The 21,850-nt window shown below is 61.8% G+C and carries 20 protein-coding genes and 1 other RNA gene; 4 read left to right on the top strand and 17 right to left on the bottom strand.

Translation table 11 applies throughout. The features are described 5' to 3' along the window. Positions 1-111: 111 nt before the first annotated feature. The 17 genes from Cth01_RS21015 to ompA form a co-directional block, all read right to left on the bottom strand. Positions 112-879, bottom strand: coding sequence for an enoyl-CoA hydratase/isomerase family protein (locus Cth01_RS21015; RefSeq protein WP_045840288.1), 768 nt, complete (start codon positions 877-879; stop codon positions 112-114). Then, positions 863-1,216: a carboxymuconolactone decarboxylase family protein gene (locus tag Cth01_RS21010; protein ID WP_045840287.1), complete on the bottom strand. Its 354-nt coding sequence runs from the start codon at positions 1,214-1,216 to the stop codon at positions 863-865. The genes Cth01_RS21015 and Cth01_RS21010 overlap by 17 nt, the downstream gene beginning before the upstream one ends. Position 1,217: 1 nt before the next feature. After that, positions 1,218-1,901, bottom strand: coding sequence for a nitroreductase (locus Cth01_RS21005; RefSeq protein ID WP_045840286.1), 684 nt, complete (start codon positions 1,899-1,901; stop codon positions 1,218-1,220). A 3-nt stretch (positions 1,902-1,904) separates the two neighbouring features. Continuing rightward, a complete protein-coding gene (locus Cth01_RS21000) occupies positions 1,905-2,324 on the bottom strand; it encodes a YybH family protein (protein WP_139032127.1) in 420 nt (139 codons plus the stop codon). A gap of 134 nt (positions 2,325-2,458) precedes the next feature. Beyond that, positions 2,459-3,430 carry a tripartite tricarboxylate transporter substrate binding protein gene (locus Cth01_RS20995; RefSeq protein WP_045840284.1) on the bottom strand — a complete coding sequence of 324 codons (972 nt, stop codon included), beginning with the start codon at positions 3,428-3,430 and terminating at the stop codon, positions 2,459-2,461. A gap of 10 nt (positions 3,431-3,440) precedes the next feature. Further along, complete coding sequence (locus Cth01_RS20990; protein ID WP_045840283.1) at positions 3,441-4,619, bottom strand: CaiB/BaiF CoA transferase family protein; 1,179 nt, start codon at positions 4,617-4,619, stop codon at positions 3,441-3,443. Positions 4,620-4,621: 2 nt separating this feature from the next. Beyond that, the gene (locus tag Cth01_RS20985) at positions 4,622-5,866 is read right to left on the bottom strand and encodes a CaiB/BaiF CoA transferase family protein (RefSeq protein ID WP_045840282.1); all 1,245 of its coding nucleotides are present in this window, start codon (positions 5,864-5,866) and stop codon (positions 4,622-4,624) included. Positions 5,867-5,990: 124 nt separating this feature from the next. After that, complete coding sequence (locus Cth01_RS20980) at positions 5,991-7,157, bottom strand: acyl-CoA dehydrogenase family protein (RefSeq protein WP_045840281.1); 1,167 nt, start codon at positions 7,155-7,157, stop codon at positions 5,991-5,993. Between the two features lie 10 nt (positions 7,158-7,167). Continuing rightward, complete coding sequence (locus Cth01_RS20975; protein WP_045840280.1) at positions 7,168-7,629, bottom strand: MaoC family dehydratase; 462 nt, start codon at positions 7,627-7,629, stop codon at positions 7,168-7,170. Positions 7,630-7,669: 40 nt separating this feature from the next. Next, on the bottom strand, positions 7,670-8,557 hold the full coding sequence (locus Cth01_RS20970; protein WP_045840321.1) for an HpcH/HpaI aldolase/citrate lyase family protein: 888 nt from the start codon (positions 8,555-8,557) through the stop codon (positions 7,670-7,672). A gap of 194 nt (positions 8,558-8,751) precedes the next feature. Next, positions 8,752-9,369 (bottom strand): TetR/AcrR family transcriptional regulator, encoded by a 618-nt coding sequence (locus Cth01_RS20965; protein WP_045840279.1) that lies wholly within the window; start codon positions 9,367-9,369, stop codon positions 8,752-8,754. A 789-nt stretch (positions 9,370-10,158) separates the two neighbouring features. Further along, positions 10,159-11,381, bottom strand: a protein-coding gene (locus tag Cth01_RS20960) for an IS3 family transposase (protein WP_428839339.1) whose coding sequence is annotated in 2 segments (ribosomal slippage) — positions 10,159-11,114 and positions 11,114-11,381 — 1,224 coding nt in all. Because the reading frame shifts where the segments join, the coding sequence is not laid out codon by codon here. A 141-nt stretch (positions 11,382-11,522) separates the two neighbouring features. Next, positions 11,523-12,773, bottom strand: a complete 1,251-nt coding sequence (locus Cth01_RS20955) for a tyrosine-type recombinase/integrase (RefSeq protein WP_045840276.1) — start codon at positions 12,771-12,773, stop codon at positions 11,523-11,525. Between the two features lie 218 nt (positions 12,774-12,991). Then, positions 12,992-13,368, bottom strand: a transfer-messenger RNA (tmRNA) gene (ssrA, locus tag Cth01_RS20950). Between the two features lie 18 nt (positions 13,369-13,386). Beyond that, on the bottom strand, positions 13,387-14,046 hold the full coding sequence (locus Cth01_RS20945; protein ID WP_034379006.1) for an HAD-IA family hydrolase: 660 nt from the start codon (positions 14,044-14,046) through the stop codon (positions 13,387-13,389). Between the two features lie 5 nt (positions 14,047-14,051). Then, positions 14,052-14,765 (bottom strand): bifunctional 2-polyprenyl-6-hydroxyphenol methylase/3-demethylubiquinol 3-O-methyltransferase UbiG, encoded by a 714-nt coding sequence (gene ubiG, locus Cth01_RS20940; protein ID WP_003067659.1) that lies wholly within the window; start codon positions 14,763-14,765, stop codon positions 14,052-14,054. A gap of 83 nt (positions 14,766-14,848) precedes the next feature. Further along, positions 14,849-15,493, bottom strand: coding sequence for an outer membrane protein OmpA (gene ompA, locus Cth01_RS20935; RefSeq protein WP_003067660.1), 645 nt, complete (start codon positions 15,491-15,493; stop codon positions 14,849-14,851). Between the two features lie 229 nt (positions 15,494-15,722). On the opposite strand from ompA, the gene gyrA reads away from it, so the two are divergent. The 4 genes from gyrA (at position 15,723) to Cth01_RS20915 (ending at position 21,777) form a co-directional block, all read left to right on the top strand. Next, positions 15,723-18,419 carry a DNA gyrase subunit A gene (gene gyrA / locus Cth01_RS20930; RefSeq protein WP_034358983.1) on the top strand — a complete coding sequence of 899 codons (2,697 nt, stop codon included), beginning with the start codon at positions 15,723-15,725 and terminating at the stop codon, positions 18,417-18,419. A gap of 129 nt (positions 18,420-18,548) precedes the next feature. Further along, positions 18,549-19,658: a 3-phosphoserine/phosphohydroxythreonine transaminase gene (serC, locus tag Cth01_RS20925; protein WP_003067662.1), complete on the top strand. Its 1,110-nt coding sequence runs from the start codon at positions 18,549-18,551 to the stop codon at positions 19,656-19,658. Between the two features lie 122 nt (positions 19,659-19,780). Next, positions 19,781-20,881: a prephenate dehydratase gene (pheA, locus tag Cth01_RS20920; RefSeq protein WP_003067663.1), complete on the top strand. Its 1,101-nt coding sequence runs from the start codon at positions 19,781-19,783 to the stop codon at positions 20,879-20,881. After that, positions 20,881-21,777: a prephenate dehydrogenase gene (locus Cth01_RS20915; protein WP_045840275.1), complete on the top strand. Its 897-nt coding sequence runs from the start codon at positions 20,881-20,883 to the stop codon at positions 21,775-21,777. The genes pheA and Cth01_RS20915 overlap by 1 nt, the downstream gene beginning before the upstream one ends. The last annotated feature ends 73 nt before the right edge of the window (positions 21,778-21,850 follow it).

Here is a 21,850-nt window from a genome sequence, read left to right as displayed (position 1 = left end):
CGGAAAAAGAAGATTGCAGCCGGATGCGGGCACACTATTTCAAGAAAAAAGAGCCGCCCGCGCTTATCCATCAAGCGCGATAAGCTCTTTTTTCAATAGCAATCCAACGGCTCAGGCCTTGTGGGCAAACCCCTGCACCCCCGCCTCCAGCGCGGGCGATTGCGTGCGGTAGCGGTGCTGCATCCAGCGCTCGTGGCGCAGGCCATCCGCCAGCGGCAGCTCCAGCGATTTGCGCGCCATCTCCTTCATGGAGGCCAGGGCCAGCGCGTCGGCCTGGGCGATGTCCCGGGCCAGTTGCAGCGTGGCGGCGTCCAACTGGTCAGCGGGCACTGCCTGCGCGGCCAGGCCCAGTGCCGCCGCCTCGCGGCCCGTCATGCGGCGGCCGGTGACCAGGTAGTACATGGCACGCTGCAGGCCCAGCTTGCGTGGCAGCCGCTGGGAGCTGCCGCCGCTGGGCAGCAGGTTGCGGCGGATGTGCTCGTCGCCGAGCTGCGCGGCCTCGTCGGCCACGATCAGGTCGCAGGCCAGCGCCAGCTCGAAGCCGCCCGCCACGGCGAAGCCGTTGACGCTGGCGATGACGATCTGCGGCGCGGCTTCGATGCGTTCATAGGTGTCCTGCATCAGGTCCTGGTGGCGCTGATGGGCAGCGCGGTCGGCCAATACGCCGCTGGCCAGCCATTTCAGGTCATTGCCCGCGCAGAAGGCGCGGCCCGTTCCGCGGATGACGAGCACCTTGACCTCGCCGCCCGCCGCCACGGCATCGCGCACCGCATCGTTCAGCGCCTGCAGCGTGGGGCCGTCGAGCGCGTTCATGCGCTCGGGGCGGTCGAGCGTGAGGCGGCGCACGTGGGGCGCGGGGCCGTCAACGAGGATCGTCATGGCGCGTATCCTGCCTGCCGTTGGCGCCCAGCACTTCGCGGGCGCGCACCGCCGCCGAGACGGCGTTGGGCCAGCCGCCGTAGAAGGCCAGGTGGGTGATGAGTTCGGTGAGTTCCTCGCGCGTCACGCCGTTGGCGAGGGCGCGCGGGAAGTGGCCACCCATCTGCTCGGTCTTGCCGGTGGCGACCAGGGCGGCGCAGGTGATGAGGCTGCGGTCGCGCTTGGACAGGCCGGGGCGCTCCCAGATCTGGCCGAAGAGGACATCGTCGGTCAGGTCGGCCAGGCCGGGGGCTATGTCGCCCAGCAGTTGCTGCGCGGGTGTGGCGGGGCGCGTCATGTCAAACCAGCTTCAGGATGTCATCGACCCCGGCGCGCTCGGTGCGGTAGCCGTTGACCGGATGCGCCGTGTCGGCGTAGCCGAAGGAGATGCCGCAAATCACGCGACGGTCTTCGAGCATGCCGAAGTAGCGGCGGATGAACCTGGATTGCATGGCCAGAGCGGCCTGCGGCGTGGTGGCCACGCCATGGGCCTGGGCCGAGAGCAGAAAGGAGCAGACGAAGCCGCCCGCATCCACGGCGCCATAGGTACCCAGCTCTTGCGGTACGGTGACAATGGCCACGTGCGGCGCGCCGAACAGGCGAAAGTTCTCGAACGACTGGGCCTCGCGCCGCTCCTTGTCGCCGCGGGCTATACCCAGCACCTCGTAGAGCTGGAAGCCGGCCTTGCGGCGGCGGTCCAGATAAACGCCCTTGTATTCGTCGGGGAAGGGAAAGTCGGATTCCAGACCGGGATGCTGGCGCACCTGCTCCATGAGCGCCGTGCGGAATTTCTCGGTGCTCTCGCCCGAGGTGATGGTCAGGCCCCAGGGCTGGGTGTTGCACCACGAGGCGGTGCCGCGCGCCACGTCGACGATGCTGCGGATCACGTCCTCGGGTACCTGCCGGGGCTGGTAGGCACGGCAGGTGGCGCGCCCGGAGAGCAGACGGCGCAACGCCTCGGCATCGGGGTTCTGTGCGGTCACGGTTCAGTCCTTTCCCAGCGGAGGCGCGGCGGGTGTGGGGGAGAAATGGTGGTCGGCGATCAGCCAGCGCCCGGCCTCGCGCCGCAGCACCAGCGTGGCGCGCAGGGTGGAGCGCGTCTGTTCGGCGCCCGCGAGCGTGAAGGCGAAATCCACGGTGCCCTGGGCCAGCACGCAGCCCTCAGCGAGCACGCGCAGTTCGGTGCCGGACATGCGCATGGCGCCCGCGAGAATCACGCCGTCGTACGAGGCGAAGTAGCCCTCGATGGCCGCGCGCCCCACGAAGTGGCCGGGGCGGCCGCCGAACAGCAGGCCATCCCCGGTATAGGTGGCGGCCAGGGCCGCCGCGTTCCAGGTGCTGCCCGCGTGGTTCCAATCGGCCACCACTTGGTCGAGCGCGGCCTGTGCGCCGTGAATATCGATCATCACATCTGCCTTTCATCGATGCATTGCGCCGCCCGCTACCCAGGCGAGGGCCGCCGCACTGGCGGCGTCTCCAGCGCCTGCAACGCGCTGCGTTGCGAGAGCGAGGGGAAGGCGCTAGGCGGCTCAGGGGGTGTTCACTCTGCTTTCGCGCCGGCCACGCTCATCAGCTTGCGCCATTTCTCCAGCTCACCGGGGCCGGCGGCCTTGGCGACGGCAGCGGTCTGGATGTCCACTTCCAGGCCTTGGTTCATGCACAGATCCTTGAAGCCCTGCGATTTCGCCTGACGCACCACGGATTCCGACAGCTTGTTCACGATCGCCTGGGGAGTGCCGCGCGGCGCGAAAATCCAGATGGGCGATGCGGCCTCGTAACCTGGGTAACCCAATTCCGCCACGGAGGGCACGTCGGGCAGGCTTTGCGAGCGCTGCGCCGTGGTGACGGCCAGCGCTCGCAGGCGCCCGCTTTTGATGAGCGGCAGCACCGAGGACATGCCGTTGAAGCTCAAGTCGAGTTGTCCCGCGGCCGCGTCCATTGCCACTTGGCCCGGTGCCTTGTAGGGCACGTGGTTGAGCTTGACGCCCGCCATATGCTCGAACAGCGCGGCCGCCATATGCGAGGTTGTGCCGTTGCCCGACGAGCCGTAGGTAATGATGCCGGGCTGCTTCTTGGCGGCCTCGATCACGTCCTTGAGCGTTTTATACGGCGCATTTGACGCCACAGAGATCACCAGCGCCGAGTTGGCGATGCGAGCGATAGGCTCGAAGTCTTTCACCGCATCGTAGGGCGTTTTCTGCACCAGCTGGTTGGTGTAGTGCTGCGCGTAAGTGCCTAGCAGCGTGTAGCCATCGGGGGCGGCCTTGGCTACGTAGTCGGTACCGATCACGCCGCCGGCGCCCGTCTTGTTCTCGATAATGACCGCTGTATTCAAATCCTTGCCCAGGCCCACGGCAATCTGCCGCGCGGTGAGGTCCGACCCCGAGCCCACGCCCGTTGAGACCACGATGCGGATAGGCTTGCCGTTGGGAAAGTCCGCCGCAAATGCAGGCGCGAATGCCTCGATTGCCCATATCGCAAAAACGATGGCGAAGGTACGTCTGTACATCATGGTTGTCTCCTTAGATGAAGGTGCCTTGGGCTCGTAGCGCCTCTATACGCGCATCATCCAGCCACCCCCCGAGCGCGGCGACAGCGTTGTCTGTGGTGAGTTGCGCGGGCGGCTCGGGGCGATCGGCAGGCGTACGGGAAAAGCGCGGCCCCGGCGCGGGGTGCGTAACTCCTTCCAGATCGATCAACGTGCCCCGTGCCTTGACGTGGGGGTGCTGAGGTGCCTCCTCGAAATCAAGCACGGGAGCGAAGCACACGTCCAGGTGGCTCAGCAAGGTGGTCCACTCTTCGCGCGTGCGTTCCTTGAGCTTGGCCGCCAGCACGGCTTTGGCCGAAGGCCAGACGGTGCGGTCCATCTGCCTCTGCAGCAGCGGATGATCCTGCAGCTCCAGCTTTTCGAGCAGCAGCTTGTAGAACTTGCCTTCAATCGGGGCCACCGAGACGTATCTTCCGTCCGCGCATTCATAGACTTCGTAGAAGTGAGCGCCCGTATCGAGCAGATTGGTGCCGCGCTCCTTATTGAGTATGCCTGCCGCATGCAACCCCAGGGTCACGGTCATGATGGAGGCCACGCCGTCCACCATGGCGGCATCCACCACCTGGCCCTTGCCCGAAGTGCAAGATTCCAGGATGCCCGCGAGCAGGCCGAACGCCAGGTACAGCGAGCCGCCTGCATAGTCGCCCAGCACGTTGAGCGGCGGCGTAGGCGCCTGCCCCGCCCGGCCCATGACGTGCAGCGCGCCGGTGATGGAGATGTAGTTGAGGTCGTGCCCCGCCACCTGCGCCAGCGGCCCGTCCTGCCCCCAGCCGGTCACACGGCCATAGACCAGGCGCGGATTGCGCGCCAGGCAGACCTCCGGCCCGAGGCCCAGGCGCTCCATCACGCCGGGGCGAAAGCCCTCGATCAGCGCGTCGGCCTGGCCGATCAGCTCCATCACCATCTCCACGGCGGCGGGGTCCTTCAAGTCCACGCGGATGGACTTGCGGTTGCGCAGGCCCAGGTCGAACTGCACCGGACGCGGCGCGCCCAGGCCCGAGGGTTCCTTGCGGTCCACGCGGATCACCGTGGCCCCCAGGTCGGCCAGGAACATGGCGGCCAGCGGCCCGGGGCCTATGCCCGCGATCTCCACCACCTTGATGCCCGCGAGGGGGCCTGAACGTGCAGTTGCAGGGGTTGACACGACAGACATGGTCAGATCACCTTCTGCGCGCGCAATTGCTGGAGTTCGGCGCCCGACAGCTTGAGAAGGTCACAGTAGATCGCCTCGTTCGCTTCGCCCAGTGCCTGCGCTGGCTGATCGAAGCTGGCGGGCGTTTCGGAAAACTGTATCGGCACCCCCATGCCCATGGCTACCGTACCGCTGGCTTCCAGCCCCGGATGGACCAGTGGCACCACCGCACCGCGCGCCTGCAGATAAGGATCGGCGAGCATCTGTTGGGGACTGCGCACTTCGGCGCAGGGCACGCCGCGTTTTTCCTGCAGTTCACGAATGATCTCAGCGCTGGTGCGCGCGTGCATCCATTCGCGGATGATGGCATTGATCTCAGCGGAGTTCTTGGTACGCGGCCCCAGCACGGCAAAGCGCGGGTCCTGCGCCAGCTCGGGACGTCCCATGGCCTCGGCAAGATTCCTGAACCACTCGGGCTGAAAGGCAACCAATGCCACGTAACTGTCCTGCGTCTCGTACACACCAAAGGGGGTGAGCCGCTCCAGAAAGTTGCCCGAACGCTTGGGATAGCCCTCCTTCAGATAGACGTCGAAATGCTCCTCGGCCACCAGCGAGGCCAGGCAGTCGAGCATGGAGACCTGCACATGCTGGCCCACGCCGGTGCGGCCCCGGTGGATGAGCGCCGCAAGAATGCCGTTGACGGCGAACATGGGCGCGATCAGGTCGGCCAGCGGCAGGCCCAGGCGTGTAGGCGGGCCGTCGGCGAAGCCGGTCACGTCCATGATGCCCGACAGAGCCTGCACGATGATGTCCATACCCTTGAGGTTGGGGTACGGGCTGGGCTCTCCGAAAGCCTTGACCGAGGCGTAGACAATCTTTGGGTTGGCCTGCCGCACGCTTTCGTAGTCCACGCCCAGGCGCTTTGTCGCGCCCTCGCTGGCATTTTCGATCACGACATCGCATTCCTGCGCCAGGCGCATGAACAGCGCCCTGCCTTGCTCGGACTTCAGATCCAGCGTGATGCTTTTCTTGTTGCGTGCGCGGTTGAGGATGGACAGCGACACATCATCAGACTGGCGTACACCGAAGTGGATGCCTTCATGGTTGACATAGGGCGGGTTGTTGCGCGCAATGTCGCCGCCGCCGGGCGATTCGATGCGGATCACCTCGGCGCCCAGGCCGCCCAGCAGCAGCGAGCCATACGGCCCCGCCAGCGCAACGGTCAGGTCGAGAACGCGGATGCCTTCCAGGGGCTTGGTCGCGGACATGCTTGTCTCCTGCTCTTAACTACTTATTCATGAGCTGCCAGCGCTTTCTTCACATCAGTTTTCTGCTGAAAGCCATACAGAACCATTGATGAGCAAGCGCTGGCTGCTCTATTTTTGAAACCAATCAATACGACTTGGGCAACCCCAGCTTGCGCTCGGCGATGTTCGACAGGATGAGCTGCGGCGTGACCGGCGCGATGTAGCCGATCCAGGCTTCGCGCATGAAGCGCTCCACGTGGTATTCCTTCGCGTAGCCGAAGCCGCCGTGCGTGAGGATGGAGGTCTGGCAGGCGTTCATGCACGCTTCTGACGCCAGCAGCTTGGCCGCATTGGCCTCCGACCCGCACGGCAGCCCTTTGTCGTACAGGCTGGCCGCCGCAAAGATCATGTGGTTGGCCGCTTCCAGCTCGGCCCAGGAACGCGCCAGCGGGTGCTGCACGCCCTGGTTCTTGCCGATCGGGCGGCCGAACACGATGCGCTCCTTGGCATACTGGGTGGCGAGCTTAAGCACGGCGCGGCCGATGCCCACCTGCTCCACCGCCACCAGCACACGCTCGGCGTTCATGCCGTGGAAGATGTACGACAGGCCCTTGCCCTCCTCTCCGATCAGCGCGTCGGCCGGCACCGGCAGGTTGTCGATGAACATCTCGTTGGTGTCCACCGCCGCACGGCCCAGCTTGTCGATCTCGCGGATGTCGACGTACTTGCGGTCGAGCTTGGTGTAGAACAGGCTCAAGCCTTCGCTGTGCTTCTTGACCTCTTCGATCGGCGTGGTGCGCGCCAGGATCAGCATGTGGTCGGCCACCTGCGCGGTGGAGATGAAGACCTTCTTGCCCGACAGGAGGTAACTGCCGTCGGCCTGCTTCTTGGCCGTGACCTTGAGCTTAGTGGTGTCCAGGCCCGTGTCGGGCTCGGTCACCGCGAAACAGGCCTTGTTCTCACCGCGGGCAAAGGGCGGCAGCCAGCGCTTCTTCTGCTCGTCGGTGCCGAAGTGGACCACCGGCTGCAGGCCGAAGATGTTCATGTGAATGGTCGACGCCGCCGCCTGGCCACCGCACTCGGCCACGGTGCGCATGAATAGGGCCGCCTCGGTCACGCCCAGGTTGGCGCCACCCACGTCCTCGGGCATGCAGATACCCAGCCAGCCACCGCTGGCCACGGCCTCGAAGAATTCGTGCGGGAACTCGTGGTTCTTGTCCTTGTTGCGCCAGTATTCGAGCGGAAAGTCGGCGCAGATCTTCTCTGCGGCATCGACGATGGCCTGCTGGTCTTCGCTGAGCTGGTAGTCCATTGCGCGCTCCTTATGCCTTGTCGGCGGGCTTGAGCATCATCAGGCCGGTGCGCACGGCCGTGCAGACGATCTCGTCGCGCTGGTTCTTGGCCACATGCTTGAAGGTGACGATGCCGGTTTCAGGACGGCTCTTGGACTGGCGGGTTTCCAGGATCTCGGTTTCCACGCGGATGGTGTCGCCGTGGAAGGTGGGCTTGGGGAAGGCGATCTCGCCGAACCCCAGATTTCCCAGGGTGGTGCCCAGCGTGGTCTCGTACACCGTGATGCCCGCCACCAGCGCCAGCAGGAACATGCTGTTGACCAGACGCTGGCCGTACATGGTGTTCTTACTGTACTCGGCGTCGATGTGCAGCGGCGCACAGTTGTAGGTCATGGCCGAGAACAGGATGTTGTCGGTTTCGGTCACGGTACGGCGGATGGCGTGCTCGATCACCATGCCGGGCTTGAATTCTTCGAAGTAAAGGCCTGCCATTTGGATATCTCCTGAGGGGTACTGGGGGGGGTTATGGGGGTCAGCTATTGAGCGAATTGGCGAGCGCGATCACGTCGTGCGCGGTCTTGACGTGGGCGATGTCGATGTGCTCGCCGTCGTACATCACCGAGGCACGGCCCTGGGCCTGGGCGGCCTCGAGTGCATCGATCATTCCCTGGTAGAACGCGACCTCCTCGGCCGTCGGCGTGTAGGTGCGATTGATGGTTTCCACCTGCATGGGGTGCAGGGCCAGCTCGCCGGAGAAGCCCAGCTGGCGGTCGAAGGCCGAGGCCTTAGCCAGGCCTTCCAAGTCCTTGATCTGCTGCCAGATGCCGCCAATGGGCTGCTTGCCGGCGGCGCGCGCGGCCATGACCACGCGAGACTTCATGTACTCGGATTCGCGGCCCTCGGCCGTCCACACGTACTTCAGCGCACGGCCCACGTCGGCGTTCTTAGCCGTGGCGCCGACGATGCCGGTGACGCGCGGGATCTGCGCGATCTCGTAGCACAGCTGCATGGAGCGGGCAGTCTCCAGCAGCGGGATCAGGCCGATGGAGCCCAGCGGCAGGTTGGCGCGCGTCTCGGCCTCGGCAATCATGCACGAAGCCATGTGCACGTCCTCGGGGCCCCAGGGCTTGGAGATGTAGATGCCCTCCACGCCGGGCTGCACCACGGCGAGGATGTCGTCCAGATCGTAGATGTGCGCCGTGCGGTTGACGCGCACCCAGATGCGCTGGCCCTGGGCGATCAGCTCGGGAATCTTGCGGGCCACCAGGGCACGCGCGGCGACCTTCTCCGCCGGCGGCACGCTGTCTTCCAGGTCGAGGATCAGCGCATCGGCCTTGGCGTTGGCCGCCTTGTCGAGCATGGATTCCTTGTTGCCGGGGACGAAAAGAAAGGAGCGGATGGGTTTCAACTGCGTCGTCATGAGCATCTCGGTCTGTGGAGTTGGGTCAATCAAGAGTCAGGCATTTACCTAACAACTGATAGTTAGTCTGACGGACAACAATTGTCGGCACCATAAGGGTTTACACTCAACAGGCCTGAAAAAACTAATGGCGCATCTGCTTACATCGTGAAGCAAATGCGCCATCAGAAGAGGCACTTAGTACAAAGATAGGATCAAGCGCCCGGCGGACTCACTCCTGCAAAAAAAATATCGCAGAGCTGCTCTGCTACTTTTTCCAGCCTGCCCTTCCGGGGATCGAACCATGACTGAACGGAGTTAATGCTGCCAAGTATGGAGATGCGCGCCAAATGAATGTCAACGTCGTCGCGCAACCGCCCCTCGGTGCGTAGCTCTTCCAACAGGTCATTCCATAGCTTTTGGTGACGTTCGCGCCGCTTCACCTGCCGCTCGCGAACTGCTTCAGGAAGTTGCCCCAGTAGTCTGCCGTGTGCCAACGCAAAATCACCGTGCTTGACCAAGCCAGACATTTGGCCGAAAACTGCTGCACGGAAACGCTGCTCGGCGGTTGCATCAGGCCCCATAGCCTCCACATGCGCTATCAGTTCCTGAACAATCCGACCTGCCCCCTGCTCCATCACTTCTTCCACCAAGTCCTCCTTCGAGGGAAAGTGGTAGTAGATACTGGCAGCCTCTATCCCCGCTTGCTCCGCGATGATGCGCATAGTGGTAGCAGAATAACCTTGCATGCTAAACGTACGAGCTGCAAGCCGAAGAAGGTTCTCTCGGGTTTCATTGGTGTTTGTAGAACTCGCCTTCTGCCTTTTTGCCATCTGAGTTGCGACCTTCTAATACGTAAAGTGCACACATCCTAACAGGCAGTAGGTCATCCAAGGCGCAACTGCATCCGGGCTTAGACGGGCAGTTCTATGTGGCATCGACTTGCAGCCAGAAAACCACAAACTAAGAGTTCTCGCTTCCCATACGACATTGCACATGAAAAGCATATGAAAGGAAGTTCATGACTGAGCCTAGTGGTATATGCAACCCACTATAACTACCGCACCACAGTCGATATCCGCCATCGCGGCGACACGCCCGACGACCACCAAAATTCCCGAGCATCGACGCTTTCGTGCGCCTCCAAGCGCCCGCCGAGATGCTCAGCCCATGTATTGCATTGACAACTTGAACTCAAAGTCAGTTGCGACCAGGGGATCAACTCAAGCACCACCGGCCAACGCATCGCAGATGCGTGTTCAACGATAGCCAGCTCTCACCATCAGGCTGGTCAGCAAACTTTCCCACCTTTGGACCATGCCTGTTGATTTCCACCCAGAAGTGACCCACTAGCCCCCCGGTTTTTCCATCTCAATCTGACCCACGCATTAACCCTAGCCTGCTGCTTTCTTGTGCAGCAGTCTACAAGTTCTATCGCCAAGGCTGCCCTAGTACTTCGTACAAATTCACAGAAGGCATATTGCAAGACCAAGCGCAAGCTGCAAATCAGAGCAATGATCCCAGCCGCTGGTTTGAAGCAAGCAAGATCCTGATGAAGGGCTCGGTGACGATGCGCAAAACTGGAGTTGACCCACTTTCGTGGACGGTAGCTGGTTTGATTGTCAAACCGTTTCGGGTGTTGTCTCGACATGCACGTTGCCACCTTCGACGACATCGAACATGGCTTCATTGCTACTTTCAAAGTTCAGGGGTGAGAGGTAGCCCAGGCCACTGTGACGAAGCCGTGGGTTGTACCAGCCCTCAATCCAGGTGAAGACCGCCATGCTGGCCTGGGCCTTGCTCTGGAAAGAGTTGCGCTCAATGAGTTCGCCTTCCAACCTGGCAAAGAAGCTTTCGGCCATGGCGTTGTCGTAGGCATCACCCACCGTCCCCATCGACGGGCGCACCTGCATCTGCCGGCAGCGCTCGCCAAAGGCCAGGCTGGTGTACTGGCTGCCCTGGTCGCTGTGGTGGATGACGCCCTTGGGTTTTCGCTGCTCCAGTGCCATGTTCAGCGCCGCGAGCACGAGGTCTGAGGTCATGCGTTCACCCATGGACCAGCCCACCACACGCCGACTCCAGACATCGATGACCACGGCTAGATAAAGGAAGCCCATCCAGGTCGGCACATAGGTCATGTCAGCCACCCACAGATGGTTGGGACCGGTAGCGTGGAAACGCCAGTTGACTAGGTCACTTGCCGGGCGCTGATGCTTATCGTGGCGAGTGGTCACCGTGAAGCCACGGCGCTTGCTGATGCCATGGATACCGGCTTGCCGCATGAGGCGCGCCACACGCTGTCGGCTGATGCTCACGCCTTGCTCAATGAGCTCGGCCCGCACCCGAGGCATGCCGTAGGACTCGTAGGAATCCCGGTGAATCTGGCGGATACGCTCGGTCATGACCGCGTTGGCGATGCTGCGCTGGGACGGAGTGCGCTCTCGCCAGGCATAGAACCCGCTTGCAGAGACACCGAGGACGCGGCACATGGTGCGCACCGGAAGGTCGGCCTGATTCGCCATCACGAGTCCGAAGACCTCGCGGCTGTCGCATCGCTGCGACCGGCAAACTAGGCCGTAGCCTTTGCCAAGATGTCACGCTCCATTTGAACTTGGCGAAGCTGTCGGCGTAAGCGCACCAGCTCTTCTCGCTCGGCTGTGGTTAGACCTTCCTTGCCCGGCAAAGGCTTGCCGTCGTCGATGGCGGCTTGGCCAACCCAGTTGGTGATGGACTGGGCGGTGACACCGAACTCTCGCGAGAGTTGCGCGGGTGAACGTCCCGCTCGAACGAGCTCGACCATCTGCTGGCGGAATTCCGCCGGGTATGGCGGTCGTACTTTGGACATTTGCGACTCCTTGAACACAAAGAATGATGTGTCCACGGAATCGGATCAACTCCAAAACTGAGAACGGTTGGCGGGCGCTCAGCGCAAGTTAACGCAGCTACCCGCAACACATAAGCCAGCGCCCTAAGCGCTGGCTTATTGTCATATGACCTTGTTTTTTTGTGGAAACTCGATCGCGGCAGCACCCTCGCGCAAGCGATCCAAGTAATCAGCCCACTGCTGAACCTGATCGAAACGCTTTGCCAAGTACTTTGTCCGGTTGTAGCTACGTCCGTTGGCATCCTTAACGGCATGCGCCAGATTGGCCTCTATCGCCAACGGATCAAGGTCAAGCTGATCGACCAACATGGTTCTGGCACTCGCTCGAAAACCATGCCAGCTTTGCTCTTCGCCAACTCCCAGGCTGTACAGAGCTGTACGCACAGAGTTATCGGACATCGGGCGGTCGTGGTCACGTTGACCAGGGAATACATATCGTCCACGGCCACTAAGCGGCAGCAATTCACGCAGCATCGCCACAGCTTGCTTTGGCAGTGGCACCACATGCGGTTCTCCATTTTCTTTTTCCTGCACGCTACGCTTCATCTTGGCGCTAGGAATCTTCCAAAGCGCTGCATCCAGATCCAACTCTGCCCACTCCATCATCCGAAGATTGCCTGGGCGTTGATACAGCAAGGGAGCTAACAAAAGAGCTGTGCGTACAAAGGGTCCACCTTTATAGGCGTACATGGCTCGCAGAAGCTCCCCAAAGCGCTGGGGCTCCACAATCGCAGGAAAGTTCGTGCCTCGATATGGAGTCAATCGAGCTTTCAGGCCTTCGGTGATGTCACGTTGAGTATTGCTGGCTGTTGGTAGCCAGTAGCGCCAGACCTGTCGCGCCAACATCAGTGCACGGTCAGCGGTCTCCACAGCCCCGCGCGCTTCCACTTTCTGCAGCACAGCCAGTAACTCCATGGGCTGGATCTGCGCCATTTCCCGGTCACCAATCCACGGGAACAAGTCGCGCTCCAGTTGACGATGCATTCTCTCAGCATGACCAGGGCTCCAGCGTGGCACCTGCTTTTCGTACCACTCCAGCGCCACCGCTTTGAATGTGTCAGCTACCCCAGTTGGGTTGACCAATTTTTCCAGCTTGCGTGCCTTAGCGGGGTCAATGCCTTCTGACTTCTGCAACCGAGCAGCATCCCTAGCTTTCCGAGCAGCAGTCAAACTAACTTCCGGATAGCGGCCTAGCGCCAGGCGCCCCTCTTTACCATCTTTTCGATACTTCCAGAACCAGCGTCGAGAGCCTGCAGGGCTGACCTCAAGGTAAAGGCCACCTGCGTCAGAAAAACGCTCTCGCTTGGCACCGGGGGAACAGACTGCGTTTCGGCACTGTGCATCAGTCAACATAGGGGGAACAAATCCTCTCACAAAGGCCTCCCCCAGAGGGGAAAGGGGGAACAATAGTGGGTAAATTTACCATTACCCCCACTTGTTCCCCCAACTGTTCCCCATGCATGCTTTGGCAGCAGTGAAATCACTTAAGACATAAAAAGACGATAAGTCATTGATTTACCAAAAGAAAAAAGGGTTCAATGAACTTCATTGAACCCTTTTAGATGGGTGGATGGTGGAGCTGGCGGGAATTGAACCCGCGTCCGTAAGCCTTCGCCGGACAGATCTACATGTTTAGTGCTCTGTTTTAAATCTCGCCACCCAAACCCCGCAGGCACACGCTGCTTGGGTAGCCAGCTTCCTAAAATCTCGCCAAATACCAAGAAGCCCGGTATCCAGCCAGCTAATGTAAATTCCCTTGCAGCCGGGAGGTATTGCTACCCCCTTGCCCAGCCCACTAGCGTGCTGTTGCAAGGCTCACCGGATTAAGCGGCGAGTGCGAAACGTTCGTCGTTTGCAGTTAGTTTTTTGAATGGAGATTTACGAGCGTCACTCAAGCTCGACATGCACCGCACCGGTCCCGAACCCACGTCGAAACCAGGACAGCCCCTTAGTGCCTATTCTAGCCTCATCCCAGCAACTTCAACAGCTCAAGCGGTGAATTGATATGTGCATCGGCACCCCAATGAACCGTATCTGCTGTCGCACCCAGGTAGCCATAGCGTGCAGCTACGGTTTTCATACCCGCTGCTGCACCCGCCTGGATATCGCGCTCGTCATCTCCGACATAGATGCAATGCTCGGGAGCAATCTGCATGCGTCGTGCGGCTTCAAACAGAGGCTCGGGGTGAGGCTTGGAATGCGGCGTAGTGTCCCCGCTCACCACGGCCGCAGCCTGAGCAAACAAGGGCATCTGACGTGTCAGCGGCTCGGTGAAGCGCATGGACTTGTTGGTCACCACACCCCATAGAAGCGGGCCGGCTTCCAACGCCCGGATCAACTCAGGCACGCCATCAAAAGCATAGGTGCGCTCGGTCATGCATTGCTCGTAATTGCGAAAGAACTCCTCGCGCATTTCCGCAAAGCCTGCAGAGTCAGGCGTCATGCCGAACGCAATACCCAGCATTCCACGCGCTCCAGCCCCAGCCATATGGCGGTAGGCATGGAGTGGCAACGACGGCATGCCGCGATCCACACGCATCTTGTCTGCTGCAGCTCCCAGATCAGGAGCGCTGTCTATCAAAGTGCCATCCAGATCGAAAAGAACGGCTCTAACGTGCTTCCACATGGCTGTCACTCCTGAGGGCGGCGTGTTGCCAGCATGTAATTGACCGAGGTGTCATTGCTGAGCCAATAGCGGCCCGAGATCGGGTTGTGCTCCATGCCCTTGCTGCCTTGCACATCCAGGCCGGCTTCGCGCGCAAAGCGTGCCAACTCGCTTGGGCGCAGCAACTTGGCGTACTCATGAGTCCCTTTGGGAATCATCTTGAGCATGTATTCGGCAGCCACGATCGCCAACGCAAAAGCCTTAGCATTGCGATTGATGGTGGAAAAAAACACCCAGCCACCAGGCTTGACCAGCTGGGCACATGCCCGCACGATGGACGCAGGATCGGGCACATGCTCCAGCATTTCCATGCAGGTCACCACATCAAAGCTTGCCGGCTGCTCCTGCGCCAGTTGCTCGACGCTGACCTCATGGTATTGAATATTGGGCGTTCCCGCCTCCAGAGCATGCAGCTGCGCAACGCGCAAAGCCTTGGTTGCGAGATCGATACCCACCACCTTGGCTCCTTTGCGCGCCATGGAGTCTGCAAGAATGCCACCGCCACAGCCCACATCCAGCACCCTCTGGTTCGCCAATGGGGCCTGGGCGTTGATCCAGTCCAGTCTCAGGGGGTTGATCTGATGCAGTGGCTTGAATTCACTCTCGGGATCCCACCAGCGATGGGCCAGGCTGGAGAATTTTTCCAGTTCTGCCGGGTCGGCATTGATAGTGTTGCTCATGAGGCAATTGTCCGCGATTACAGCAATGAATCAGGCATAAAAAAAGCCCCGTTGCCGGGGCTTTTTGTGTAGCAATCGAAAGATTACTGAGCAGCCTTGGTGCCCACAACTTCGATTTCCACGCGACGGTTCTGAGCGCGGCCAGCAGCAGTCTTGTTGTCTGCCACGGGTTGCTTTTCGCCCTTGCCTTCGGTGTACACGCGGCTCTTTTCGATGCCCTTGGACACCAGATAAGCCTTCACAGCTTCAGCGCGACGCACCGACAGCTTCTGGTTGTAAGCATCGGAGCCCACGGAGTCAGTGTGACCCACGGCGATGATGACTTCCAGGTTGATGTCCTTGATCTTGCCGGTCAGGTCATCCAGCTTAGCCTTGCCTGCGGGCTTCAGCACGGACTTGTCGAAGTCGAAGAAAGCGTCAGCAGAGTAGGTAACCTTAGATGCCACTGCAGGCTGGGGAGCCACAGGAGCGGGAGGCACAACGGCGGGAGCGGGAGCAGCAACCTGGGCCTTCAGAGCACCGTCGCAATCAACAGCGGCAGTAGCAGGAGTCCAGTTGGCATCGCGCCAGCACAGTTCGTTCGTGCCGTTCTTCCACACCAGTTCGCTGGTGCCGTTTTGCCAGTTGTCGATAGTCTTGCCACCGTCAGCAGCCTTCACTTGTGCGCCAGCGGCTGTCACGAGGGCAGCAGAGGCAAACAACATCGCCACTTTGTTCAGTTTCTTCATGGTTCTCCTCTTGGGGAAAAAGCCGCAGCAGGGCTGCGAATCTGTGGACGTCATCAGTGACCATCACCAAAAACGTTGAAATGATTGTGCCATACGTAACATGCAAGAGTGTTGTCAACTAGGCACCAACAAGTAGTACAGCTATGTAATTCCTCAGTTATGTTGCTCTGCTGCCACACGCCATTCGACCTAAAATGGCTGTTTTCCAGCCGTCAAAGTATCACTAGACATGACCCAGTTTGCTAAAGAAACTCTGCCCATCAGCCTTGAAGAGGAGATGCGTCGCAGTTATCTCGATTACGCCATGAGCGTGATCGTGGGCCGGGCGCTTCCTGATGCGCGTGATGGCCTAAAGCCCGTGCACCGCCGCGTTCTGTACGCCATGCACGAACTCAATAACGACTGGAACCGCCCCTACAAGAAGTCGGCGCGTATCGTCGGTGACGTCATCGGTAAGTACCACCCTCACGGCGACAGCGCGGTCTACGACACCATCGTGCGCATGGCACAGGATTTCTCGCTGCGCCACATGCTGGTCGATGGCCAGGGCAACTTCGGCTCGGTGGACGGCGACAGCGCCGCTGCCATGCGTTACACGGAAATCCGCCTCTCCAAGATCGCTCATGAAATGCTGGGCGACATCGACAAGGAGACGGTGGACTTCGGCCCTAACTACGACGGCTCCGAGCAGGAGCCGCTGGTGCTGCCAAGCCGCCTGCCTAACCTGCTGGTCAATGGCTCCTCGGGTATTGCCGTGGGTATGGCCACGAATATCCCGCCGCACAACCTCAATGAGGTAGTGGACGGCTGCCTGCATTTGCTGCAGAACCCCGAAGCTTCCATCGACGAGCTGATGGAGATCATTCCCGCACCGGACTTCCCCACGGCCGGCATCATCTACGGCATCAACGGCGTCAAGGAAGGCTATCGCACCGGCCGTGGCCGCGTGGTGATGCGTGCCAAGTGCCACTTCGAGGACATCGACAAGGGTCAGCGTCAGTCCATCATCGTTGACGAGCTGCCCTACCAGGTCAACAAGAAGACGCTGCAGGAGCGCATGGCCGAGCTGGTGCACGAAAAGAAGATCGAGGGCATCAGCCATATCCAGGACGAGTCGGACAAGTCCGGCATGCGCCTGGTGATCGAATTGAAGCGCGGCGAAGTGCCCGAGGTGGTGCTCAACAACCTCTACAAGCTGACCCAGCTGCAAGACACCTTCGGCATGAACATGGTGGCCCTGGTCAACGGCCAGCCCAAGCTCTGCAACCTGAAGGATCTGATCCAGGTCTTCCTGGAGCACCGCCGCGAAGTGGTGACCCGCCGCACCGTGTTCGAGCTGCGCAAGGCGCGCGACCGCGGCCATGTGCTGGAAGGTCTGGCCGTCGCACTGGCCAATATCGACGACTTCATCGCCATCATCCGCAACGCTCCCACACCTCCCGTGGCCAAGGCCGCGCTGATGGAAAAATCCTGGGACAGCAAGCTGGTGCGCGAGATGCTCACCCGCACGCGCACCGACGGCGGCGTGGTCAATGCCGACGACTATCGCCCCGAGGGCCTGGAAGTCGAATTCGGCATGCAGCAAAACGGCCTGTACCGCCTCTCCGAGACCCAGGCCCAGGAAATTCTGCAGATGCGTCTGCAACGCCTGACGGGCCTTGAGCAAGACAAGATCGTGGCCGAGTACAAGGACGTCATGTCGGTCATCGAAGACCTGCTGGACATCCTGGCCAAGCCCGAGCGCGTCTCCATCATCATTGGTGAAGAACTCAACGCTGTGAAGGCCGAATTCGGTCAGTCCAAGAAGGGCGAGCGTCGCTCCACCGTGGAATACAGCGCGCAAGACCTGTCCACCGAAGACCTGATCACGCCCACCGACATGGTGGTGACGCTCTCGCACACCGGCTACATCAAGAGCCAGCCCCTGTCCGAGTACCGCTCGCAAAAGCGCGGCGGCCGCGGCAAGCAGGCCACGGCTACCAAGGAAGACGACTGGATCGACCAGCTCTTCATTGCCAACACGCACGACTATCTGCTGTGCTTCTCCAACCGTGGCCGCATGTACTGGCTCAAGGTCTGGGAAGTGCCCTCGGGTTCGCGCGGCTCGCGTGGTCGCCCTATCGTCAACATGTTCCCGCTGCAGGAAGGCGAGAAGATCAACGTGGTGCTGCCGCTGACCGGCGAAAACCGCAGCTTCCCCGAAGATCACTTCGTCTTCATGGCCACCAGCATGGGCACCGTCAAGAAGACGGCGCTGACCGAGTTCAGCAACCCGCGCAAGGCCGGCATCATTGCTGTCGGCCTGGACGAGGGCGACTACCTGATCGGCGCTGCGCTGACCGACGGCAAGCATGATGTGATGCTGTTCAGCGACGGCGGCAAGGCGGTACGCTTTGACGAGAACGATGTGCGCCCCATGGGCCGCAATGCGCGCGGCGTGCGCGGCATGAACATCGAGGAGCATCAGAACGTGATCGCCATGCTGGTCGCCGAGGCCGACGACGGCACGGGCAACGTGGTGGCGGGTTCGCAAAGCGTGCTGACCGCCACCGAAAACGGCTACGGCAAGCGCACGGCCATCAGCGAATACACGCGCCACGGCCGCGGCACCAAGGGCATGATTGCAATCCAGCAGTCCGAGCGCAACGGCAAGGTCGTGGCTGCCACCCTGGTGGCGCCCGAGGACGAGATCATGCTGATCACCGACACCGGCGTGCTGGTGCGCACCCGGGTGGCGGAAATCCGCGAACTGGGCCGCGCCACGCAAGGCGTGACGCTGATCAATCTGGACGAAGGTGCCAAGCTCATCGGCCTGCAGCGCATCGTCGAAAATGATGCGAACGACAATGCCGGCGAGGACGGCGAAGCCGATGAATCCGGCAGTGCCAGCGCCGAAGGCGCAGCCGAGTCCGGCGACGCCTCCTGATCGGCCAGCCCCGGCTGCCCCGATACGGACCGGACGCCACGGGCATGGCCCCATGCCCGTGGCCCAATGTTTTGATAGCTGAAAGCGCAAGCCAGACAAGCGCTTTCACATGTTTTGAGCGTAAATCTGATGAACCGCCCTTTTAACTTCTCCGCAGGCCCCGCCGCCATCCCTGAAGAAGTGCTGCAAACCGCAGCCGCCGAAATGCTGGACTGGCACGGCTCCGGCATGGGGGTGATGGAAATGAGCCACCGCGGCAAGGAATTCATCAGCATTTACGAAGCCGCCGAAGCCGATCTGCGCGAGCTGCTGGCCGTGCCCGCCCACTTCAAGATCCTGTTCATGCAGGGCGGCGGCATTGCCGAAAACGCCATCGTGCCCATGAATCTGTCGCGCGCCGGCGTGGTGGACTTTGTGGTGACCGGCAGCTGGAGCCAGAAGTCGGCCAAGGAGGCCGCCAAGTACGCCAGCGATGCCAATGTGGCCGCCAGCGCCAAGGACAGCGACTACACCACGATTCCCGCCGCCAGCAGCTGGAATCTGAGCCGTGGCGCCAGCTATGTGCATATCTGCAGCAACGAGACCATTCACGGCGTGGAATTCCACGAGCTGCCCGACCTCCAGGCCCTGGGCTCGGATGCACCGCTGGTCATCGACTTTTCCTCGCATGTAGCCTCGCGCTCCATCGACTGGAGCCGCGTGGGCCTGGCCTTTGGTGGCGCGCAAAAGAACATCGGCCCCGCGGGCCTGACCATCGTCATCGTGCGCGAAGACCTGCTGGGCCATGCCCTGCCCGTCTGCCCCTCGGCGTTTGATTACAAAACCGTGGCCGACAACGGCAGCATGTACAACACGCCTCCCACCTGGGGCATCTACATGGCCGGCCTGACCTTCCAGTGGCTCAAGCGCCAGACCGAAGGCGGCCTCAGCGGCGTGGCCGCCATGGAAGCGCGCAACATCGCCAAGGCCAAGCTGTTCTATGACTATGTGGACCAATCCTCGTTCTACGTGAACAAGGTGGCCGCGAACTGCCGCTCGCGCATGAACATTCCGTTCTTCCTTCATGATGAGTCGCGCAACGACGCCTTCCTGGCCGGTGCCAAGCAAGCCGGCCTGCTGCAGCTCAAGGGCCACAAGTCCGTGGGCGGCATGCGCGCCAGCATCTACAACGCCATGCCCATAGCAGGCGTGCAGGCGCTGGTCGACTACATGCGTGACTTCGAGCAACGTCAGGCCTGAGCCCCACCCTTAGCCTTGTAAAAAGATGAGCTGCCACCGCTTGATCTGCAAGTACTTCACCAAGGTATTGGTTTGAATTCATTGTGCAGCAAGCGCCAGCAGCTACGAAATTTGAGAGATTCATGAGCCAAGAACCCCAAGCCAGCCCCGAGCTGTTGTCGCTGCGCAACCAGATCGATTCCCTGGACCGCCAGTTGCTGGAGCTGGTCAACCAGCGCGCCCATGTGGCCGAGCAGGTGGGCGAGCTCAAGAAGAAGGAAGGCTCGGCCTTCTTCCGCCCGGACCGCGTGGCCCAGGTGATCGAGAAGATCAAGTCCAACAACCCCGGCCCGCTCAAGGGCGCGCATGTGGCCGCCATCTGGCGCGAAATCATGTCGGCCTGCCTGGCGCTGGAATCCCCCCAGCGCGTGGCCGTGCTCGGCCCGGCCGGCACTTTCTGCGAAGAAGCGGCGATCCAGTACTTCGGCGGCGCGGCCGACCTGATGTACTGCAACAGCTTCGAGGAAGTCTTTCATGCCACAGCCGCCGGCAGCGCCCAGTACGGCGTGGTGGGCGTGGAGAATTCCAACGAAGGCGTGGTCACGCGCTCGCTGGACATGTTCCTGCACACGCCCTGCCATGTGGTGGGCGAGGTCAGCATGCTGATCCGCCACAATCTGATGCGCACCAGCAACACGCTGGACGGCATCGAGGTCGTGGCAGCGCACCCCCAGGCTCTGGCCCAGTGCCAGGGCTGGTTGTCCAAGCACCTGCCGCATGCCGAACGTCGCCCCGTGGAGAGCAATGCCGAAGGCGCGCGCCTGGCGGCCCTTCACCCCAACTGGGCCGGCATTGCCGGTGAGCGCGCCGCCCAGCAGTTCGGCCTGCACATCGTCAGCCACGCGATCCAGGACGATGCCTACAACCGCACGCGTTTTGCCGTCATCTGCCTGCCGCACACGCTGGCCACGGCCGCGCCCAGCGGCAGCGACTGCACCAGCCTGGTGGTCTCGGTGCCCAACACCGCCGGTGCCGTGCATGACCTGCTGGTGCCGCTGAAAAAGCACGGCGTCTCGATGACGCGCTTCGAGTCGCGCCCGGCCCGCACCGGCCAATGGGAGTATTACTTCTACATCGACATCGAAGGCCACCCAGCCCAGGCCAATGTGGCCGCCGCCCTGCAGGAGCTGCAAGGCCTGTGCGCGTTCTACAAGGTGCTGGGCACCTACCCGGTGAGCAAGTGATGGCGACTCAGGAATTGCAGCCGTTCGAGCAGCTCGGCTTGATCGGCTGCGGATTGATGGGCGGCTCCTTCGCCCTGGCACTCAAGAAGGCCGGCCTGGTCAAGCGCGTGGTGGGCTACAGCAAATCGCCTTCGACCACCGAACGTGCGCGCCAGATGGGCGTGATCGACGTGGAGGCACCTTCCGCCCTGCTGGCGGCGGCCGGCGCCGATCTGGTGCTGCTGGCCGTGCCCGTGGCGGCCACCGAGGCCACGCTCAAGTCCATCAAGCATCTGGTCACGCCCCAGATGATGATCATGGACGTGGGCTCCACCAAGGTCGATGTGGTGCAGGCCGCACGTTCGGCACTGCGCGACCAGATCGGCAGCTTTGTGCCCGCCCACCCCATCACCGGCAAGGAAGTGGCCGGCGTGGAGCACGCCGATGTCAAGCTCTACCAGGGCGCCCAGGTCGTGCTGACACCGACGGAGCGCACGCTGACCGCGCATCTGGCCAAGGCCCAGGCGCTGTGGCAGGCCCTGGGATGCAAGGTCACGGCCATGTCGCCCGAGGCCCATGACAGCGCACTCGCCACCGTCAGCCACCTGCCCCATCTGCTGGCATTTGCCATGATGCAAAGCGTGCTGAGCCAACCCGGCGCCGACGATATGCTGGCGCTGGCCGGGCCCGGCTTTCGCGATTTCACGCGCATAGGCGCAGGCGACCCCAAGCTCTGGCGCGACGTGCTGCTGGCCAACCGCGATCAGGTGCTGGCCCAGTCGCGTCAGTTCCGCCAGGCGCTGGAGCAGCTCGAAGGGCTGATGCAGGCCAACGACGGCCAGGGACTGCAGGACCGCCTGACCCTGGCCAGTGCCGCACGCGCCGAATGGACCATGGGCGGCAAGCGAGGCTCTTAAACTAGCAGCGTCGATCTATTCACCCAACCGCCACAGACACCGGGCAACGCCCGCCGCGCAGCCCGGTGTCGAA

The organism is Comamonas thiooxydans (assembly GCF_000964545.1).
Classification (GTDB): domain Bacteria; phylum Pseudomonadota; class Gammaproteobacteria; order Burkholderiales; family Burkholderiaceae_C; genus Comamonas; species Comamonas thiooxydans.
The sequence above is the reverse complement of the archived record's forward strand: the minus strand, read 5'-3'. Positions and strand labels throughout refer to the sequence as shown.

Bases quoted from the DNA above. Each gene is read 5' to 3' on its own strand.
- Cth01_RS21015 (WP_045840288.1), bottom strand. From the start codon at position 879: ATGACGATCCTCGTTGACGGCCCCGCGCCCCACGTGCGCCGCCTCACG.
- Cth01_RS21010 (WP_045840287.1), bottom strand. From the start codon at position 1,216: ATGACGCGCCCCGCCACACCCGCGCAGCAACTGCTGGGCGACATAGCC.
- Cth01_RS21000 (WP_139032127.1), bottom strand. From the start codon at position 2,324: ATGATCGATATTCACGGCGCACAGGCCGCGCTCGACCAAGTGGTGGCC.
- Cth01_RS20995 (WP_045840284.1), bottom strand. From the start codon at position 3,430: ATGATGTACAGACGTACCTTCGCCATCGTTTTTGCGATATGGGCAATC.
- Cth01_RS20990 (WP_045840283.1), bottom strand. From the start codon at position 4,619: ATGTCTGTCGTGTCAACCCCTGCAACTGCACGTTCAGGCCCCCTCGCG.
- Cth01_RS20985 (WP_045840282.1), bottom strand. From the start codon at position 5,866: ATGTCCGCGACCAAGCCCCTGGAAGGCATCCGCGTTCTCGACCTGACC.
- Cth01_RS20980 (WP_045840281.1), bottom strand. From the start codon at position 7,157: ATGGACTACCAGCTCAGCGAAGACCAGCAGGCCATCGTCGATGCCGCA.
- Cth01_RS20975 (WP_045840280.1), bottom strand. From the start codon at position 7,629: ATGGCAGGCCTTTACTTCGAAGAATTCAAGCCCGGCATGGTGATCGAG.
- Cth01_RS20970 (WP_045840321.1), bottom strand. From the start codon at position 8,557: ATGACGACGCAGTTGAAACCCATCCGCTCCTTTCTTTTCGTCCCCGGC.
- Cth01_RS20965 (WP_045840279.1), bottom strand. From the start codon at position 9,369: ATGGCAAAAAGGCAGAAGGCGAGTTCTACAAACACCAATGAAACCCGA.
- Cth01_RS20955 (WP_045840276.1), bottom strand. From the start codon at position 12,773: ATGTTGACTGATGCACAGTGCCGAAACGCAGTCTGTTCCCCCGGTGCC.
- Cth01_RS20945 (WP_034379006.1), bottom strand. From the start codon at position 14,046: ATGTGGAAGCACGTTAGAGCCGTTCTTTTCGATCTGGATGGCACTTTG.
- ubiG (WP_003067659.1), bottom strand. From the start codon at position 14,765: ATGAGCAACACTATCAATGCCGACCCGGCAGAACTGGAAAAATTCTCC.
- ompA (WP_003067660.1), bottom strand. From the start codon at position 15,493: ATGAAGAAACTGAACAAAGTGGCGATGTTGTTTGCCTCTGCTGCCCTC.
- gyrA (WP_034358983.1), top strand. From the start codon at position 15,723: ATGACCCAGTTTGCTAAAGAAACTCTGCCCATCAGCCTTGAAGAGGAG.
- serC (WP_003067662.1), top strand. From the start codon at position 18,549: ATGAACCGCCCTTTTAACTTCTCCGCAGGCCCCGCCGCCATCCCTGAA.
- pheA (WP_003067663.1), top strand. From the start codon at position 19,781: ATGAGCCAAGAACCCCAAGCCAGCCCCGAGCTGTTGTCGCTGCGCAAC.
- Cth01_RS20915 (WP_045840275.1), top strand. From the start codon at position 20,881: ATGGCGACTCAGGAATTGCAGCCGTTCGAGCAGCTCGGCTTGATCGGC.